Raw genomic sequence first — 17,647 nt, forward strand, 5'->3', positions numbered from 1 at the left:
GTTTGTGGAGCCCGTTATGCCGAATCTACGTCTCGCCGATCTGACCGCCGAAATCGAAGCCAACGTGCGCCGCGCGTTGCTCGAAGACGTCGGCAGCGGCGACATCACCGCGCAACTGATCCCGGCCGAACGTCTGGCCAAAGCCACCATCATTACTCGCGATGAGGCCGTCATCTGCGGCACGGCGTGGGTCGACACGGTGTTTCGCCAGCTCGATCCGCGGGTCGCGGTGCATTGGCAGGTGCGGGATGGCGAACGGGTCAAACCCAATCAGCCGCTGTTTCATCTGGAGGGCCCGGCCCGCTCGTTGCTGACGGGCGAACGCAGCGCGCTGAACTTCCTGCAACTGCTGTCCGGCGTGGCGACGCGTGCGCAGTACCTGGCGGACTTCGTGGCCCAGACCCAGGTCAAGCTGCTGGATACCCGCAAGACCCTGCCGGGCCTGCGTCTGGCGCAGAAATACGCAGTGACCTGCGGCGGCTGCCACAACCACCGCATCGGCCTCTACGACGCGTTCCTGATCAAGGAAAACCACATCGCCGCCAGCGGCGGCATTGCGCAGGCCATCGCCGCCGCGCACAAGATCGCGCCGGGCAAACCGGTGGAAGTCGAAGTGGAAAGTCTGGAAGAGCTGAAAGAAGCGCTGACAGCCGGCGCCGACATCATCATGCTCGACGAGCTGAGCCTGGATGACATGCGCGAAGCCGTGCGCCTGAACGGCGGCAAGGCCAAACTGGAAGCCAGTGGCGGCATCAACGAAAGCACGCTGCTGCCGATCGCCGAGACCGGGGTGGATTACATCTCGATCGGTGCGATGACCAAGGATGTGAAGGCAGTGGACCTGTCGATGCGTCTGAGCCTCTGAGGCCCTCAAGCCATAAAAAACGCCAGCCCGGTTAAGGCTGGCGTTTTTGTTTCAGACCACCAGATTGTTCATCTCGCAGTACTCTTCCCAATCGACGCCCAACACTTCGGCCGCCTCCTTGTGCAGTTCCAGACGCTTGGCCTCAAACTCTTCAGGGGTGCTGGTGTACTTGAGCGTCAACTCCCACGGCTGCAAGCCCTGGGCCTCGGCTTCGTCCTCGAACGCCCACTGTATCTGGTCCTTCTGCTCATCAGGACTCAGGTCCTTGATCTCTTCCAGCAGTTGGGGCGCGTCGAGCTTGTATTTCTCCAGCGCTTGTTCGTGACGTTGCTCTTGAGTTAATTCGGTCATGGCGTTCTCGCTGATCGTAAGAATGGAGGATGGATCTGGATCATCAAGGATCTCTCTGACGCGGATTGTCCGGCCTTCGGAACCATTCGGGATCATCTGAAAACTGCTAAGCGATGCTCATGCAGGCACCGAATATAGGACGTTTGCATGACGAATTACACGGCTCTTTACATCTCTTGCACAAAAACTTGACCTGCGGAACATAAATCCGGATTTTGAGTCATAGCGATGTGCCACTTCGGCACTCACTCTTGCTGTTCACAAGGAAAACCAGTGATGCGCAGCTTTTCGAAGATTTGTTCCGTTGTGTCTGCCAGTGCCTTGCTCGCCGCCATGCTGTTGCCGGCCAGCGCCATGGCGCTTGAATTGAGCAACAGCAGCTCATCCTATGGCGACAAGGTTTCGCTGATTCACAATGACTACGGCAAGGATGTTGTCATCAAAAGCGATATCAGCATTGATGAACTGCAAAAGATCCGCGATACCGTCCGCGATCAGTCACGCCAGATTGAAGAACTCAAACGCAGCAGCGGTTCGAGTTCGAACTCCAGCAGCAAGGAAATCGATGACCTGAAGAGCAAGGTCAAGGATCAGGACCGGCAACTGGATACCCTCGGACGCCAGGTCGAAGACCTCAAGCGCAACAGCGGCTCGAGCTCGAATTCCGCCAGCAGCGAGATTTCCAGCCTGAAGCAGAAAATCAACGATCAGGATCGCGCCATGGAACAACTCAAACGAACCGTCGAGGATCTGAGCCGCAAGGTGAAATAAGGGAAGTGGTGCCCGAGACAGGAATCGAACCTGCGACCTTCGCGTTACGAGTGCGCTGCTCTACCGGCTGAGCTACACGGGCGGTGGGCTAAACCTAGCACCGGTCTCGGGCTGCGGCAAATTTGAGCATGTTTCTGCTGATTATCACTTGTGGCGAGGGAGCTTGCTCCCGCTGGGTTGCGGAGCGACCCCATGCTTTCTGAGGCTGATTTTTACGACTGCTGCGCAGCCGAGCGGGAGCAAGCGCCCTCGCCACAAATGCGTTTATGGCAGACAAAAAAATGCCCCGCCGTTTTCACGGCGGGGCATTTTCATTGCGCTAAAGCTGGGGGCTGATTAAACGCCCGAAGCCTTGGCCGCTGCCACGTCTTTGATGGACAGCTTGATACGGCCGCGGTTGTCCACGTCCAGTACCAGCACTTCCACTTCCTGGCCTTCTTTCAGGATGTCGGTGACTTTCTCTACGCGAGCGTCGCTCAGCATCGAGATGTGCACCAGACCGTCCTTGCCCGGCAGGATGTTGACGAATGCGCCGAAGTCGACGATGCGCTCAACCTTGCCGACGTAGATCTTGCCGATTTCAGCTTCTGCAGTGATGCTCAGAACGCGCTGGCGAGCAGCTTCTGCGGCATCCTTGGTTTCGCCGAAGATCTTGATCGAACCGTCGTCTTCGATGTCGATCGAAGCCTTGGTTTCTTCGCAGATCGCACGGATGGTCGCGCCACCTTTACCGATAACGTCACGGATCTTGTCGGTGTCGATCTTCATCGCGATCATGGTCGGCGCGTTGGCCGACAGCTCGGTACGCGACTGACCGATGATCTGGTTCATCTGGCCAAGAATATTCAGGCGCGCTTCCAGGGCCTGGCCCAGAGCGATTTCCATGATCTCTTCGGTGATGCCCTTGATCTTGATGTCCATCTGCAGCGCAGTAACGCCTTTGGCGGTACCGGCTACTTTGAAGTCCATGTCGCCCAGGTGGTCTTCGTCACCCAGGATGTCGGTCAGGACGGCGAACTTCTCGCCTTCTTTGACCAGACCCATGGCGATACCGGCAACCGGCGCCTTCATTGGCACACCAGCGTCCATCAGGGCCAGGGAAGCGCCGCAAACGGAAGCCATCGAGCTCGAACCGTTGGATTCGGTGATTTCCGAAACCACACGGATGGTGTACGGGAACACGTCAGCGGCTGGCAGCATGGCCGAAACCGAACGACGGGCCAGACGGCCGTGACCGATTTCACGACGACCAGCGCCACCCATGCGACCACACTCGCCCACCGAGAACGGAGGGAAGTTGTAGTGCAGCATGAACGGGTCTTTTTTCTCGCCTTCCAGGGTGTCCAGCAGCTGTGCGTCACGGGCAGTACCCAGCGTCGCGACTACCAGAGCCTGGGTTTCGCCACGAGTGAACAGCGCCGAACCGTGAGTCTTAGGCAGAACGCCGACTTCGATGTTCAGCGGACGTACGGTGCGGGTGTCGCGGCCGTCGATACGTGGCTTGCCGTTAACGATGTTTTCGCGAACGGTGCGGTATTCGATTTCGCCGAAAGCGGCTTTGACGTCAGCAGCAGAAGGCTGGCCTTCTTCGCCGGACAGCTTGGCAACGACCTGGTCTTTCAGCTCGCCCAGACGTGCGTAGCGGTCAGCCTTGACGGTGATGGTGTAAGCCTGGGAGATCGCTTCGCCGAACTCGGCACGGATCGCGCCCAGCAGTTCGGTGGCTTCTGGAGCAGGCGCCCAGGTCCAGGTTGGCTTGGCAGCTTCAGCGGCCAGTTCCTTGACGGCGTTGATCACCACCTGGAACTCGTCGTGAGCAAACAGTACCGCGCCCAGCATCTGGTCTTCGGTCAGCTCTTTGGCTTCCGATTCAACCATCAGTACGGCGTCGGAGGTGCCGGCAACGACCATGTCCAGGCTCGAAGCAGCTTGCTGCTCGTAGGTCGGGTTCAGCAGGTAGCCGGTGCTTTCGTGGAAAGCGACGCGAGCGGCGCCGATCGGGCCGTCGAACGGAATACCGGAGATGGCCAGGGCAGCCGAGGTACCGATCATCGCAGCGATGTCCGGATCGGTCTTCTTGCTAGTGGAAACGACGGTGCAGACAACCTGCACTTCGTTCATGAAACCTTCTGGAAACAGCGGACGGATCGGACGGTCGATCAGTCGGGAAGTCAGGGTTTCTTTCTCGGAAGGACGGCCTTCACGCTTGAAGAAACCGCCAGGGATCTTACCGGCAGCGTAAGTTTTTTCCTGGTAGTGAACGGACAGAGGGAAGAAACCCTTGCCTGGATCGGCTTGCTTGGCACCGACTACGGTCACCAATACGCTGACGTCGTCATCAACGGTGACCAATACTGCGCCGGAGGCCTGACGGGCGATACGGCCGGTCTCGAGGGTAACGGTCGACTGACCGAACTGGAATTTTTTGATTACCGGGTTCACGGTGTCCTACCTTCTTTGTGGCTCTTGGGGGAACTGGTTTCTTGCGAAATTCTTGGGCAATGTCGGGAATCGGCCCGCTGACTGTCCGGGTAAAACGGTAGTGCAGATAAAACTTGAGGCTGGGAGCCTGCCAGCCACCAGCGGAAAACCGCTGATGCCTGACAGACAACCAACCTCATAGCGCAATCGCTGATTAGCGACGCAGACCCAGGCGGCCGATCAGAGCGCTGTAACGGCTCAGATCCTTGCCTTTCAGGTAGTCCAGCAGCTTGCGACGCTGGTTTACCATGCGGATCAGACCACGACGGGAGTGGTGGTCTTTACCGTTGGCCTTGAAGTGACCTTGCAGTTTGTTGATGTTGGCGGTCAGCAGTGCAACTTGCACTTCTGGCGAACCAGTATCACCAACAGCTTGCTGGTAGTCGGCAACGATTTGAGCTTTTTCTTGAACGTCGAGAGCCATGAGGCAATCCTTTTATCAGGAAACTGTTTCAAAAACAGTTTCAACAGGCCAGGGACAAATCCCTGTATCTATAAATGAGTAGTGACCGTGCCTGTTGACAGCCACACTCGCCGGCCTGCTGTTACACAGACCGGTTTCCGGTCATTCTGACCGAATCAGTCGACGCGGCGCGATGCGCCCGTCTTCGCTCACTTCACCGATACCGATGAAGCGACCGTTGTGATCCTGTACCCGTACCATGCCGAACTTCGGCGCATCCGGGGCACGTACCGGCTGGCCGTTGAGCCAGTAGAACGCACTCGCTTCGGAGAAGTGCAGCAGCGGCCAATCCTGCAGGCCGCTGTCCGATGGCATCAGGAAACGGTCGACCGCTTCGTTGCCGCCTTCGGCATGTACCGCTTCCAGCTCTTCGAGGGTCACGGTCTGCGCCAGGGTGAAAGGCCCGGCCTGGGTACGACGCAGTTCAGCGACGTACGCACCACAACCGAGTTGCTCACCGATATCCTCCACCAAAGTGCGAATATAGGTGCCCTTGCTGCAATCCACCGCAAGACGCGCAGTATCGCCTTCGAAGGCCAGCAATTCCAAGCGCGCAATAGTAACAGAACGCGGTTCGCGCTCCACTACTTCGCCTGCACGAGCCAGCTTGTACAACGGCTGACCATCACGCTTGAGTGCCGAGTACATCGGCGGTATCTGACTGATTTGCCCGCGAAATTTCGGCAGAACCGCTTCGACATCGGCGCGACCAACGGTCACCGGGCGCTCCTGTAAAACCTCACCCTCAGCGTCCGCTGTGGTGGTGGTCTTGCCCAGTTGCGCGAGGGTTTCGTAACCCTTGTCGGAATCGAGCAGGTATTGCGAGAACTTGGTTGCTTCGCCAAAGCACAGCGGCAATACACCGGTGGCCAACGGGTCGAGGCTGCCGGTGTGACCGGCCTTCTCGGCGTTGAGCAACCAGCGAACCTTCTGCAACGCGGCGTTGGAGGTGAACCCCAGCGGCTTGTCGAGCAGGATGATACCGCTGACGTTACGACGGATACGTTTGACCTGAGCCACCGAATTACTCCTTGGTGTCTTCAGGTGCCGCAGCCACGTGCTGATTGTCCTCAGCCACGGCGCGCTCGATCAGGGCCGACAGGTGCGCGCCACGCACGACGCTTTCGTCGTAGTGGAAATGCAATTGCGGCACGCTGCGCAGCTTCATTTCACGGGCCAGCTGCATGCGCAGGAAACCTGCGGCAGCGTTGAGCACCTTGATGCTTTGCGCGATGTCTTCGGCGTTGTCCTGCCCCATCACGGTGATGAAGATCTTCGCGTGACCGACGTCACGGCTGACTTCCACAGCAGTAATGGTGACCAGGCCGACGCGCGGGTCTTTGACTTCACGACGGATCAGCTGGGCCAGCTCACGCTGCATCTGATCGCCGATACGTTGGGTACGGCTGTATTCTTTTGCCATGATTTTGTTACCTGTTACTGCCCTACGGTGAAACCCGCAAGGTCTGAAAGCGGCAAACGCCCGGCCTGACAAAAGCCAGACCGGGCGTTGCGTTTAGAGTCCTGACGCCGTGGCGCGCATCTGCATGCGGCGGCTCGGCGTGGCCCTTGAAGTGCGCGAGTCAGAGGCTGCGAGCAACCTGAACCTTCTCGAAGACTTCGATCTTGTCACCGACTTTGACGTCGTTGTAGCTCTTCACGCCGATACCGCATTCCATGCCGGCACGTACTTCGGAAGCGTCATCCTTGAAGCGGCGCAGGGATTCCAGCTCGCCTTCGAAGATAACGATGTCTTCACGCAGTACACGGATCGGACGGTTACGGTGCACAACACCTTCGATCACCATGCAACCGGCGATCGCGCCAAACTTCGGCGAACGGAACACGTCACGCACTTCGGCCACACCCAGGATGTTCTCGCGAACATCGCTGCCGAGCATGCCGGTCAGGGCTTTCTTGACGTCTTCGATGATGTCGTAGATCACGTTGTAGTAACGCATGTCCAGACCTTCCTGCTCGACGATCTTGCGTGCGCCAGCATCGGCACGCACGTTGAAGCCGAACAGTACAGCGTTGGAAGCCAGTGCCAGGTTGGCGTCGGATTCGGTGATACCACCGACACCGCCACCGACTACGCGCACTTGCACTTCGTCGTTGCCCAGGCCGTTCAGAGCGCCCTGCAAAGCTTCCAGCGAACCACGGACGTCGGATTTGAGGACGATGTTGAGCGTCTTCTTCTCTTCCTGGCCCATGTTTTCGAAGATGTTTTCCAGCTTGCCGGCGTGAGCGCGAGCCAGTTTGACTTCGCGGAACTTGCCTTGACGGAACAGAGCCACTTCACGGGCTTTCTTCTCGTCGGCAACCACGCTCATCTCGTCACCAGCGTCCGGCGTACCGTCAAGACCCAGGATTTCGACCGGAATGGCCGGACCGGCTTCCTTGATTGGCTTGCCGTTCTCGTCGAGCATGGCGCGCACGCGGCCATAGTTCGAGCCGACCAGCACCATGTCGCCTTGACGCAGCGTACCGTCCTGAACCAGAACAGTGGCTACCGGGCCACGGCCCTTGTCCAGACGCGATTCGACGACAACACCACGGCCAGGAGCCGATGGGGTGGCGGTCAGTTCGAGCACTTCGGCCTGCAGCAGAACGGCTTCGAGCAGTTCGTCAACGCCGGTACCCATTTTCGCCGAAACCGGTACGAATGGCGTGTCGCCGCCCCAGTCTTCGGAAGTCACGCCGTGAACCGACAGTTCGCTACGGATGCGATCGAGGTCGGCACCTGGCTTGTCGATCTTGTTCACCGCAACCACCAGAGGAACGCCAGCGGCCTGAGCGTGCTGAACAGCCTCGATGGTTTGCGGCATCACGCCGTCGTCCGCCGCAACCACCAGGATCACGATGTCGGTCGCCTTGGCACCACGGGCACGCATGGCGGTAAACGCAGCGTGACCCGGAGTGTCGAGGAACGTCACCATGCCACGGTCGGTTTCAACGTGGTAGGCGCCGATGTGCTGGGTAATGCCGCCGGCTTCGCCTGCAGCTACCTTGGCACGACGGATGTAGTCGAGCAGGGAAGTCTTACCGTGGTCAACGTGGCCCATTACGGTCACGACTGGCGCACGGGAAACTGCCTCGCCTTCAAACTTCAGGGACTCGGCCAGGGAATCTTCCAGGGCGGTGTCGCTGACCAGGGTCACTTTGTGGCCCAGTTCTTCAGCTACCAGTTGAGCAGTTTCCTGATCGAGTACCTGGTTGATGGTCGCTGGAGTGCCCAGTTTGAACATGAACTTGATGATTTCAGCAGCCTTGACCGACATCTGCTGGGCAAGATCGCCAACAGTGATGGTCTCGCCGATCTTCACTTCACGCACGACAGGACCGGTAGGGTTCTGGAAACCGTGAGCGTTGCGCTTCTTCAGCTTGGCCTTGCCGCGACCACCACGACGGAAGCCATCGCTTTCTTCGTCGGTAGTGCGTGGCGCCACTCGTGGAGCCGGCGCTTTTTCTTTGACCGATGCGCGATGCGGAGCGTTTTTGCGCTCGCCATCGCCGCCGCCACGACGACTGTTATCGTCGGCACGTGGTTTGTCCGGACGGCGCTGTTCGTCACGCTTGCGCGTGTCGGCAGCTGGCGCAGCAGCGACAACCGGTGCGGCTTCGCGCACAGGTTCAGCGACTGGCGCAGGTGCTGCAACAGCTTCGGCAGGAGCGCTCGGCGCAGCAGCAGGCTGGCGACGCGCTTCTTCTTCAGCGCGCTGCTTGGCTTCTTCTTCAGCCTTCTGACGGGCAGCATTTTCTACTGCGCGACGCTCTTCCAGTTCACGCTGGCGCTCGGCTTCGATTTCTTCCGGGCTACGCTGTACGAAAACCTTCTTCTTGCGAACTTCTACGCTGATGCTCTTGCTACCAGCCACACGCAGGGTGCTGGTGGTTTTACGCTGCAGCGTGATTTTGCGTGGTTCTTCCACTTTCGCCTTGTGGCTGCTTTTCAAGTGAGTCAGCAGGGATTGCTTCTCACTGTCAGTCACATGTTCTTCGGCGGCGGTGTGCGGCAGACCTGCCTCACGCATCTGCTGCAACAGGCGCTCTACCGGTGTTTTGACCTCATCGGCCAGTTGTTTCACCGTGACTTGCGTCATGCACTTCTCTCCTCAGGCCGCGCCTAATTACTCGAACCAGTGGGCTCGGGCGGCCATGATCAACTTGCCGGCACGATCATCGTCAATGCCGTCGATGTCGAGCAGGTCGTCAATAGACTGCTCGGCCAGGTCTTCGCGGGTAATTACGCCGCGCACCGCCAGTTCCATCGCCAAATCCTTGTCCATACCCTCAAGCGAGAGCAGGTCTTCGGCCGGATGGGCGTCTGCCAGCTTTTCCTCAGTAGCGATGGCTTTGGTCAACAAACGATCCTTGGCACGAGCGCGAAGCTCGTTGACGATGTCTTCGTCAAAGCCGTCGATGTTGAGCATTTCTTCCAACGGTACGTAGGCAATCTCTTCCAGGCTGGTGAAGCCTTCATCTACCAGCACCTGAGCCAGCTCTTCGTCGACTTCCAGCTCGTCGATGAAGTTGCGCAGGATGTCGCCGGTTTCTGCTTGTTGCTTAGCCTGGATGTCCGATTCGGTCATCACGTTCAGGGTCCAGCCTGTCAACTGGCTCGCCAGACGCACGTTCTGACCACCACGACCAATGGCCTGAGCCAGATTGTCTGCGCCAACGGCGATGTCCATGGCATGGGCATCTTCGTCAACGATAATGGCCGCCACTTCTGCCGGCGACATGGCATTGATCACGAACTGCGCCGGGTTATCGTCCCACAGGACGATGTCGACACGCTCGCCACCCAACTCGCCCGACACGGCCTGGACGCGCGAACCGCGCATACCGATGCACGCGCCCTGCGGGTCGATGCGTTTGTCCTTGGAGCGGACAGCGATCTTGGCACGCGAACCCGGATCACGGGACGCCGCCATGACTTCGATCAGGCCTTCGGCAATCTCCGGCACTTCGATGCGGAACAACTCGATCAGCATTTCCGGCGCGGTACGCGACAGGATCAGCTGCGGGCCGCGGTTCTCGGTGCGGATTTCCTTGAGCAGTGCGCGCAGGCGCACACCGACACGGAAGGTTTCGCGAGAAATGATGTCTTCACGGGCCAGCAACGCTTCGGCGTTGTTGCCCAGATCGACGATCACGTTGTCGCGGGTGACTTTCTTCACGGTGCCGGAGATGATTTCTCCCAGGCGCTCGCGATAGGCGTCGACCACTTGAGCGCGCTCGGCTTCACGGACTTTCTGCACGATGACCTGTTTGGCGGTCTGTGCAGCAATGCGGCCGAACTCGATGGATTCGATCTTTTCTTCGACGACGTCGCCGACCTTGGCGCCCGGATGCGTTTCGGCAACCTTGCTTGGCCAGGTTTCGATCGCAGGATCGTCGAGATCATTCTCTTCGACGACTGTCCAGCGACGGAAAGTCTCGTAGGAACCGGTGTGGCGGTTAATTTCCACACGCAGGTCAACTTCGTCTTCAAAACGCTTTTTGGTAGCAGTGGCCAGAGCCAGCTCCAGCGCTTCAAAAATCACGCTTGCCGGTACACCCTTTTCATTGGATACCGACTCAACAACCAGCAGTACTTCTTTGCTCATCGTACGCCTCGCCTTTCGCAAGCCATTGGATCCGCGGGATCCGCGTCTCAGTCAAAACTGGGAATAATGTTGGCCTTGTCGATCATATCGATCGGCAACAGGAACTCATGGTCTTCTACCTGCACCACGACGTCCTGTTCTTCTACACCGCGCAGAAGGCCCTGAAAGTTGCGTCGACCTTCAAAAGGCGAGCGCAGCTTGATCTTCACTTGTTCACCGGCAAATTTTGCAAACTGCTCAAGAGTGAACAGTGGGCGTTCCATGCCAGGCGAGGAAACTTCGAGGGTGTATTCAACGGAGATCGGATCTTCAACATCCAGGACACCGCTGATCTGACGGCTGACAATGGCGCAATCGTCCACCAGCACGCCACCCTCTTTATCGATATAAACACGCAACATCGAGTGACGACCCTGAGCCGAAAACTCGATACCCCAGCATTCATAGCCTAGGGCCACGACCACCGGGGCCAACAAGGCCTGCAACTCTTCTAGCTTGCTCGACACCTGAACCCCCTCGTGCATGTAAATGCATGCGCTGCAAAATAAAAAAATGGGCGAAACGCCCATCCTTGAAACGCCGTCGAACATCGGCGTAGAAAGTGTCCAGCTAACAAAAAGCCCCTGAAAAGGGGCTCCTTAAACTGGTTGCGGGGGCCGGATTTGAACCGACGACCTTCGGGTTATGAGCCCGACGAGCTACCAGACTGCTCCACCCCGCGACAAAGCTGGGGCGGAAGTATACGACCGATCCCTTATAGGGTCAATGTAACCTTCCACCTGCAAGAAAGCCCGCAACAGCGGGCTCTCCTGACTAATTGGTACCGAGAAGGGGACTCGAACCCCTACACCCTATGGGCACAACCACCTCAAGGTTGCGTGTCTACCAATTCCACCACCTCGGCAAAACTACGTTTGAAACTCTTCTTACTTCTGCTCTTGAGCTGGAGGTACGTCAGTCGCTGGAGTAGCCGACTTTTGCTCTTGAAGCACCGGGACATCATCAGAAGCCGGTTGTTGTTGCTTAGGTACTTCCAACACTGCTGGATCTGGCAAACCTGCTTGAGTCAGCTGATGAGCCTTCTCTTTAGCAAAGTAACCTAACCCCAAGCTGGTTATGAAGAAACCGGCGGCAAGTATAGCAGTAAACTTACTAAGAAAGGTAGAGGAACCTTGGCTTCCGAACACAGTATTTGAAGCACCTGCTCCGAAAGACGCGCCAGCGTCCGCACCTTTACCCTGCTGCAGCAAAACCAGAGCAACTACGCCCAATGCACCCAGCAGATGAAAAACGACTACGACTGTTTCCAGCATTTTTTCAGTTTCCCGCGGCGCGACAAATCGCACCGAACTCATCTGCATTCAGGGAAGCTCCACCAATGAGCCCCCCATCGATATCCGGCATGCCGAACAGTTCGACCGCATTGGCCGCCTTCACGCTGCCGCCGTATAGAAGCCGCACACCTCGCGCGACTTCAGAATTCTCTGCCGCCAACTGCTCTCGAATGGCCTTATGCACATCCTGAGCCTGTTGCGGCGTTGCAGTCAGTCCGGTACCAATGGCCCAGACAGGCTCGTAAGCAATGACTGCCTTGGCAAAGGCACCAACACCCAGCTCCTCGATGATGCTGCCCAGCTGACGCCCGACAACCTCAAGAGTTTTTCCGGCTTCGCGCTGTTCTAGGGTCTCCCCTACACACAACACCGGAATCAAGCCACATGCCTGTGCCGCTGCGAACTTGCGATTCAGCATCCCGTCTCGCTCGCCCATTATCTGGCGGCGCTCGGAGTGCCCGACAAGCACCAGGGAACAACCTGCATCCACCAACTGACTAGGAGCAATCTCGCCAGTCAACGCACCTTGCATGGATTCCACCGCAGAATTCTGCGCACCGACCGAAATCGATTTACCTTTCAAGCCATCAATCACTTGATTGATATGCAAGCAAGGCGGGAATACCGCGACATCAACACCGCTTGGCAAGGCCAGATGACGAAGGCCGTTGATCAGCTCAGCGACGCTGGCGCGGGTACCGTGCATCTTCCAGTTACCAGCTACCATAGGGCGACGCATGCTGTACCTCGTCGGTCAAAGTGGGCGCAGATGTTACCCAACACAATCATGGCTGGCAAGCCGAATCAGGCAGAAACTTCAGTTACCAGTTTTGCCAGTTCTTCGGCGTAGCTGCGAACCTGAGTTTCATCCTCGCCTTCGACCATCACACGCACCAATGGCTCTGTGCCGGACTTGCGCAGAAGCACCCGGCCACGACCCGCCATTGCCTCGGTTACACGCGCACTGGCTTCCTTGACAGCCCGGTGCTCAAGCGGACTTTCGCCACCACCGAAGCGCACATTGATCAGTACCTGAGGGCACTTGCGCAAAGCCTGACGCGTTTGCGCAAGACCTTCATTGCGGGTTTTCAGTGCCATCAGCACCTGCAGCGCAGCAATGATTGCATCACCTGTAGTGGTGTGATTGAAACAAACGACATGTCCCGAGTTCTCACCACCAACCAGCCAGTTACGTTCCAGCAACTCGGCGATCACGTAACGGTCACCGACATTGGCTCGAATGAACGGTATCGAAAGATCTGCCAGTGCGAGTTCAAGCCCCAGATTGCTCATCAGGGTACCGACTACGCCACCCTGCAACTTGCCACGCTCGTGCAGATCACGCGCAATGATGAACAGCAGCTCGTCGCCATCGACAATGGCGCCCGTGTGATCGACCATCAACACCCGGTCACCGTCACCATCAAAGGCGATCCCCAGATCAGCGTGCTCGGCGAGAACAGCGGCCTGCAGCGGCCCCATATGGGTCGAACCGCAATTGTCATTGATGTTCAGACCATTGGGCTGAGCCGACAGCACGACCACTTCAGCGCCCAACTCACGAAAGACACTAGGAGCAACCTTGTAGGTCGCTCCGTGTGCGCAGTCGATCACAATTTTCAAACCGGAAAAGCTGGTACCGGTAGGCACACTGCTTTTACAGAATTCGATGTAGCGACCCGAGGCGTCGTTGATACGCGACACCTTGCCAATTTTGCTCGACTCAACCACGGTCATCGGGGTATCGAGCAATTCTTCGATCATCAGCTCCAACTCGTCAGGCAGCTTGGTGCCTTTACCCGAGAAGAACTTGATGCCGTTATCGTCATGCGGGTTATGTGAAGCACTGATCACGATCCCGGCTTCGGCTTGAAACGTGCGCGACAGATAGGCAATGGCGGGCGTCGGCATCGGACCAAGCAGCATCACATCGGCGCCCGCCGACGTCAGACCTGCCTCAAGCGCCGATTCGAACATGTAGCCGGAGATTCGCGTGTCCTTGCCAACCAGCACCTTGCACGCGCCCATCTTGCGAAAGGCCATACCGGCCGCCCAGCCGAGCTTGAGCATGAAGTCCGGAGTGATCGGATATTCACCGACGCGGCCACGAATACCGTCAGTACCAAAGTATTTCTTGCTCATAAGTGCTCCATCATTCTTATTCGGCTGATTCCACGGCCGCGAGCATGCGCACCACGTCTACCGTTTCCGCCACATCATGGACGCGCAGGATACGCGCACCTTTCACCGACGCCAGTGCCGCGAGGGCCAGACCGCCATGCAGACGCTCGCCCACGGGGCGGTTCAGCGCCTGGCCAATCATGCTTTTGCGCGAGACACCAACCAATAGCGGACGCCCCAGCGCATGCAGGGCTTCCATATGCTTGAACAAGCTTAGATTGTGCTGGAGGGTTTTCGCGAAACCGAAACCGGGATCAAGAATGATCCGCTCTGCAGGAATGCCCACCGCCGCACATTGAGCCATGCGCTCTGCCAGAAACTCTCCCACCTCCCGAGTGACGTCCTGATAGTGCGGATTGTCTTGCATGTCACCCGGCTCGCCGAGCATATGCATCAGACAGACCGGCAATCCGGTCGCCGCTGCTGCATCCAGCGCGCCATCGCGGCGCAGCGAACGCACATCATTGATCAACCCGGCGCCCAGGCGCGCAGTTTCACGCATCACGGCAGGTGTCGAAGTATCGACCGAGATGATCACATCCAGCTCGCGATTGATCAGCTCCACGATTGGGGCCACGCGCTCCAGCTCTTCCAGCGGCGAAACCGCGCGCGCGCCAGGCCGGGTCGATTCACCGCCGACATCGATCAGCGTCGCCCCAGCAGCCACCATGGCTGCGGCGTGACGCAAGGCCACGTCGAGCTGATTGTACCGGCCGCCATCGGAGAAGGAATCGGGAGTGACATTGAGAATGCCCATGACATGCGTCTGGGCCAAATCAAGAACCCGGTTGCCGCAAGGCAACCGGGTCAGGGACTGTACAGAAGTCATTTCAAACCTTAAACGTCAGCAGCCGGACCGCCGATCGGTGTTTCCGGACGCTCATCCTGAATCACCGGAGGCGGAGGCGTACCCGTGCCACCTGTCCAGTCACGCGGTTCACGTGGCGTACGACCCGCCATGATGTCGTCGATCTGCTCGGCATCAATAGTTTCGTACTTCATCAGCGCATCAGCCATGGCATCCAGCTTGTCACGGTTGTCCGTGAGGATCTGCTTGGCCGTGCCGTAGCACTGATCAATGATGCTGCGCACTTCAGAGTCGATAAGTTTGGCTGTCTCACCGGAGAAGCTGGCATTCTGACCGCCACCACCGCGACCGAGGAACACCTCACCCTCTTCTTCGGCGTACATCAGCGGACCGAGTTTTTCCGACAGACCCCACTTGGTCACCATGTTCCGCGCAATCTGACTGGCACGCATGATGTCGTTGGACGCGCCGGTGGTCACACCGTCGAAACCAAGAGTCATTTCTTCGGCGATACGGCCACCGTACAGCGAGCAGATCTGGCTGATCAGCGCACGCTTGGACAGGCTGTAGCGATCCTCTTCCGGCAGGAACATGGTCACACCCAGCGCACGACCACGCGGAATAATCGAAACCTTGTAGACAGGATCATGCTCAGGCACAACGCGCCCAACGATCGCATGGCCCGCTTCGTGATAAGCGGTGTTCTGTTTCTCTTTCTCGGACATGACCATGGATTTGCGCTCGGCGCCCATCATGATCTTGTCTTTGGCCAGCTCGAATTCTTTCATTTCGACGATGCGCTTGCCGCTACGTGCAGCGAACAGCGACGCTTCGTTGACCAGGTTAGCCAGATCCGCACCGGAGAAGCCCGGGGTACCGCGCGCGATAACGGCCGGAGCCACATCATCACCCATTGGCACTTTACGCATGTGAACCTTGAGGATCTGCTCGCGACCGCGGATATCCGGCAAACCTACAACGACCTGACGGTCGAAACGGCCCGGACGCAGCAGCGCAGGGTCAAGTACGTCAGGACGGTTGGTGGCAGCGATCACAATGATGCCGTCATTCATTTCGAAGCCGTCCATCTCTACCAGCAACTGGTTGAGAGTCTGCTCACGCTCGTCGTGACCGCCGCCCATGCCGGCGCCACGGTGGCGACCGACGGCGTCGATCTCGTCGATGAAGATGATGCAAGGCGCGTGCTTTTTGGCCTGCTCGAACATGTCGCGAACGCGGCTTGCACCAACACCCACAAACATTTCAACGAAGTCGGAACCGGAAATAGTGAAGAACGGAACCTTCGCTTCGCCGGCAATCGCCTTGGCCAGCAAGGTTTTACCGGTACCCGGAGGGCCGACCATCAATACGCCGCGAGGAATACGACCACCCAGGCGCTGAAACTTGCCCGGATCACGCAGGAACTCAACCAGTTCGCCGACCTCTTCCTTGGCTTCGTCGCAACCTGCAACGTCAGCCAAGGTGGTTTTCACCTGATCTTCGGAAAGCAGGCGTGCCTTGCTCTTGCCGAAGCTCATCGGTCCGCCCTTGCCGCCAGCACCGCCCTGCATCTGGCGCATGAAGAACATGAACACCGCGATGATCACCAGGATCGGGAAGCTCGCCACCAGGAGTTGAGTCCAGATGCTTTGCTGTTCAGGCTGCTTGCCCTCAACCACAACGTGGTTGTCGACCAGGTCGCCGATCAGGCCATTGTCCTGGATCGCCGGACGAATGGTCTTGAAGCTGTCGCCATCGTTGCGCTTGCCGGTAATCACATAGCCGTCAACGGCTACGCGCTCGACCTTGCCATCCTTGACCTGCTGGATGAAGTCGGAATAGTTGAGGGTCTGCGGCTCGTTAGGGCTGGAGAAGTTGTTCATCACCGTCACGAGGACTGCCGCGATGATCAACCACAGGATCAGATTCTTTGCCATATCGTTCAATTAACTACCCTCTGAAGCAAGCTCCGCTACTGGCGCGCGCTTCGCATGATATTCACCAGCCTAACTTACTACATTACCTACAACTCTTGCAGGCGCCGTCTGTAACCCTTTGTGAAACACTTTCTACACAATATTCGCTTATGCACGCGGGGCAAAATACGAAAAACCTATCACCCTGCCAAAAAACCTCGTTTTACTCATTACCTCCGCGGTAGCCCCAAGCCAGCATGTATTGCTCGCGGGAACTGCCACGGGAGGAATCCGGCTTGATCATCTGGATCTTGTCGAACTTTTTCCGAGCATCCTTCAGGTAGACATCAAAACCTTCGCCCTGAAAAATCTTGATCACGAAATTACCACCCGGCTTGAGTATCCGCTCTGCCAGATCAAGCGCCAGCTCGCAAAGGAACATGGCTTTGGGCATGTCCACTTCAGGCGTACCACTCATATTGGGGGCCATATCGGAAATCACAAGGTCCACCTGTGAATTACCCACGGCTTCAAGAATTCGCGCGAGCACTTCGTCCTCGGTGAAGTCACCCTGAATGAAGGTCACGTCAGGGATGCTGTCCATCTCCAGGATGTCCGAAGCGATCAGTCGCCCCTGACCACCGATCAGCCGGCTGGTGACCTGTGACCAGCCGCCAGGCGCCGCGCCCAGGTCGACAACACTCATGCCGGAGCGGATCAGCTTGTATTTCTCCTGGATCTCCAGAAGCTTGTAACTCGCACGCGAGCGGTAGCCATCCTTCTGCGCCTGCTTCACATAAGGATCGTTGACATGTCGTTTCAGCCAACCAAGGCTTGTCTTGGAACGCGCCATTGGGCACCTCGA

The 17,647-nt window shown here is 57.9% G+C and carries 16 protein-coding genes and 3 tRNA genes; 2 read left to right on the top strand and 17 right to left on the bottom strand.

Annotated elements, in window-relative coordinates; all coding sequences use genetic code 11:
- Window positions 1-16 precede the first annotated feature (16 nt).
- Complete coding sequence (gene nadC, locus AB1J88_RS16630; protein ID WP_027610785.1) at window positions 17-865, top strand: carboxylating nicotinate-nucleotide diphosphorylase; 849 nt, start codon at window positions 17-19, stop codon at window positions 863-865.
- A 51-nt stretch (window positions 866-916) separates the two neighbouring features.
- Here nadC and AB1J88_RS16635 read toward each other — a convergent pair whose 3' ends face one another.
- Window positions 917-1,216: a DUF6388 family protein gene (locus AB1J88_RS16635; protein ID WP_041066817.1), complete on the bottom strand. Its 300-nt coding sequence runs from the start codon at window positions 1,214-1,216 to the stop codon at window positions 917-919.
- A 276-nt stretch (window positions 1,217-1,492) separates the two neighbouring features.
- Between AB1J88_RS16635 and AB1J88_RS16640 the strand changes: the two genes are divergently transcribed.
- Window positions 1,493-1,987, top strand: coding sequence for a hypothetical protein (locus AB1J88_RS16640; protein WP_041066814.1), 495 nt, complete (start codon window positions 1,493-1,495; stop codon window positions 1,985-1,987).
- A gap of 6 nt (window positions 1,988-1,993) precedes the next feature.
- On the opposite strand, the gene AB1J88_RS16645 is transcribed toward AB1J88_RS16640, so the two are convergent.
- From AB1J88_RS16645 to rlmE, 16 genes are all read right to left on the bottom strand, one after another.
- A tRNA-Thr gene (locus tag AB1J88_RS16645) sits at window positions 1,994-2,069 on the bottom strand.
- A 254-nt stretch (window positions 2,070-2,323) separates the two neighbouring features.
- The gene (gene pnp / locus AB1J88_RS16650; RefSeq protein ID WP_007961443.1) at window positions 2,324-4,429 is read right to left on the bottom strand and encodes a polyribonucleotide nucleotidyltransferase; all 2,106 of its coding nucleotides are present in this window, start codon (window positions 4,427-4,429) and stop codon (window positions 2,324-2,326) included.
- Window positions 4,430-4,622: 193 nt separating this feature from the next.
- Window positions 4,623-4,892 carry a 30S ribosomal protein S15 gene (rpsO, locus tag AB1J88_RS16655; RefSeq protein ID WP_003221553.1) on the bottom strand — a complete coding sequence of 90 codons (270 nt, stop codon included), beginning with the start codon at window positions 4,890-4,892 and terminating at the stop codon, window positions 4,623-4,625.
- A gap of 141 nt (window positions 4,893-5,033) precedes the next feature.
- Window positions 5,034-5,951 carry a tRNA pseudouridine(55) synthase TruB gene (gene truB, locus AB1J88_RS16660; RefSeq protein ID WP_024011571.1) on the bottom strand — a complete coding sequence of 306 codons (918 nt, stop codon included), beginning with the start codon at window positions 5,949-5,951 and terminating at the stop codon, window positions 5,034-5,036.
- 4 nt (window positions 5,952-5,955) lie between these two features.
- Complete coding sequence (gene rbfA / locus AB1J88_RS16665; RefSeq protein WP_007961438.1) at window positions 5,956-6,354, bottom strand: 30S ribosome-binding factor RbfA; 399 nt, start codon at window positions 6,352-6,354, stop codon at window positions 5,956-5,958.
- A gap of 160 nt (window positions 6,355-6,514) precedes the next feature.
- The gene (gene infB / locus AB1J88_RS16670; RefSeq protein ID WP_041066807.1) at window positions 6,515-9,034 is read right to left on the bottom strand and encodes a translation initiation factor IF-2; all 2,520 of its coding nucleotides are present in this window, start codon (window positions 9,032-9,034) and stop codon (window positions 6,515-6,517) included.
- Window positions 9,035-9,061: 27 nt separating this feature from the next.
- Entirely contained in the window at window positions 9,062-10,543 is a 1,482-nt protein-coding gene (nusA, locus tag AB1J88_RS16675) for a transcription termination factor NusA (RefSeq protein WP_003221546.1), read from the bottom strand.
- Window positions 10,544-10,590: 47 nt separating this feature from the next.
- Window positions 10,591-11,049 (bottom strand): ribosome maturation factor RimP, encoded by a 459-nt coding sequence (gene rimP, locus AB1J88_RS16680; protein WP_007973115.1) that lies wholly within the window; start codon window positions 11,047-11,049, stop codon window positions 10,591-10,593.
- A gap of 138 nt (window positions 11,050-11,187) precedes the next feature.
- Window positions 11,188-11,264, bottom strand: a tRNA-Met gene (locus tag AB1J88_RS16685).
- 97 nt (window positions 11,265-11,361) lie between these two features.
- Window positions 11,362-11,447 (bottom strand) — tRNA-Leu (locus AB1J88_RS16690).
- 22 nt (window positions 11,448-11,469) lie between these two features.
- Window positions 11,470-11,856, bottom strand: coding sequence for a preprotein translocase subunit SecG (gene secG / locus AB1J88_RS16695; protein ID WP_027610782.1), 387 nt, complete (start codon window positions 11,854-11,856; stop codon window positions 11,470-11,472).
- Between the two features lie 4 nt (window positions 11,857-11,860).
- Entirely contained in the window at window positions 11,861-12,616 is a 756-nt protein-coding gene (tpiA, locus tag AB1J88_RS16700) for a triose-phosphate isomerase (protein WP_008088336.1), read from the bottom strand.
- A 65-nt stretch (window positions 12,617-12,681) separates the two neighbouring features.
- A complete protein-coding gene (gene glmM / locus AB1J88_RS16705; RefSeq protein ID WP_430291489.1) occupies window positions 12,682-14,019 on the bottom strand; it encodes a phosphoglucosamine mutase in 1,338 nt (445 codons plus the stop codon).
- Window positions 14,020-14,035: 16 nt separating this feature from the next.
- Window positions 14,036-14,887, bottom strand: coding sequence for a dihydropteroate synthase (gene folP, locus AB1J88_RS16710; protein ID WP_108181642.1), 852 nt, complete (start codon window positions 14,885-14,887; stop codon window positions 14,036-14,038).
- A gap of 8 nt (window positions 14,888-14,895) precedes the next feature.
- Window positions 14,896-16,803 carry an ATP-dependent zinc metalloprotease FtsH gene (gene ftsH / locus AB1J88_RS16715; protein WP_027610779.1) on the bottom strand — a complete coding sequence of 636 codons (1,908 nt, stop codon included), beginning with the start codon at window positions 16,801-16,803 and terminating at the stop codon, window positions 14,896-14,898.
- 202 nt (window positions 16,804-17,005) lie between these two features.
- Window positions 17,006-17,635: a 23S rRNA (uridine(2552)-2'-O)-methyltransferase RlmE gene (gene rlmE, locus AB1J88_RS16720; protein WP_003221536.1), complete on the bottom strand. Its 630-nt coding sequence runs from the start codon at window positions 17,633-17,635 to the stop codon at window positions 17,006-17,008.
- Between the last annotated feature and the right edge of the window lie 12 nt (window positions 17,636-17,647).

This window comes from Pseudomonas sp. S8 (assembly GCF_050473925.1).
Classification (GTDB): Bacteria; Pseudomonadota; Gammaproteobacteria; order Pseudomonadales; family Pseudomonadaceae; genus Aquipseudomonas; species Aquipseudomonas parakoreensis.

Excerpts from the sequence above, each read along its gene's own strand:
- glmM (WP_430291489.1), bottom strand. The coding sequence starts at position 14,019 with ATGAGCAAGAAATACTTTGGTACTGACGGTATTCGTGGCCGCGTCGGT.
- nusA (WP_003221546.1), bottom strand. The coding sequence starts at position 10,543 with ATGAGCAAAGAAGTACTGCTGGTTGTTGAGTCGGTATCCAATGAAAAG.
- tpiA (WP_008088336.1), bottom strand. The coding sequence starts at position 12,616 with ATGCGTCGCCCTATGGTAGCTGGTAACTGGAAGATGCACGGTACCCGC.
- ftsH (WP_027610779.1), bottom strand. The coding sequence starts at position 16,803 with ATGGCAAAGAATCTGATCCTGTGGTTGATCATCGCGGCAGTCCTCGTG.
- secG (WP_027610782.1), bottom strand. The coding sequence starts at position 11,856 with ATGCTGGAAACAGTCGTAGTCGTTTTTCATCTGCTGGGTGCATTGGGC.
- AB1J88_RS16640 (WP_041066814.1), top strand. The coding sequence starts at position 1,493 with ATGCGCAGCTTTTCGAAGATTTGTTCCGTTGTGTCTGCCAGTGCCTTG.
- rlmE (WP_003221536.1), bottom strand. The coding sequence starts at position 17,635 with ATGGCGCGTTCCAAGACAAGCCTTGGTTGGCTGAAACGACATGTCAAC.
- rbfA (WP_007961438.1), bottom strand. The coding sequence starts at position 6,354 with ATGGCAAAAGAATACAGCCGTACCCAACGTATCGGCGATCAGATGCAG.
- folP (WP_108181642.1), bottom strand. The coding sequence starts at position 14,887 with ATGACTTCTGTACAGTCCCTGACCCGGTTGCCTTGCGGCAACCGGGTT.
- nadC (WP_027610785.1), top strand. The coding sequence starts at position 17 with ATGCCGAATCTACGTCTCGCCGATCTGACCGCCGAAATCGAAGCCAAC.
- rpsO (WP_003221553.1), bottom strand. The coding sequence starts at position 4,892 with ATGGCTCTCGACGTTCAAGAAAAAGCTCAAATCGTTGCCGACTACCAG.
- infB (WP_041066807.1), bottom strand. The coding sequence starts at position 9,034 with ATGACGCAAGTCACGGTGAAACAACTGGCCGATGAGGTCAAAACACCG.
- AB1J88_RS16635 (WP_041066817.1), bottom strand. The coding sequence starts at position 1,216 with ATGACCGAATTAACTCAAGAGCAACGTCACGAACAAGCGCTGGAGAAA.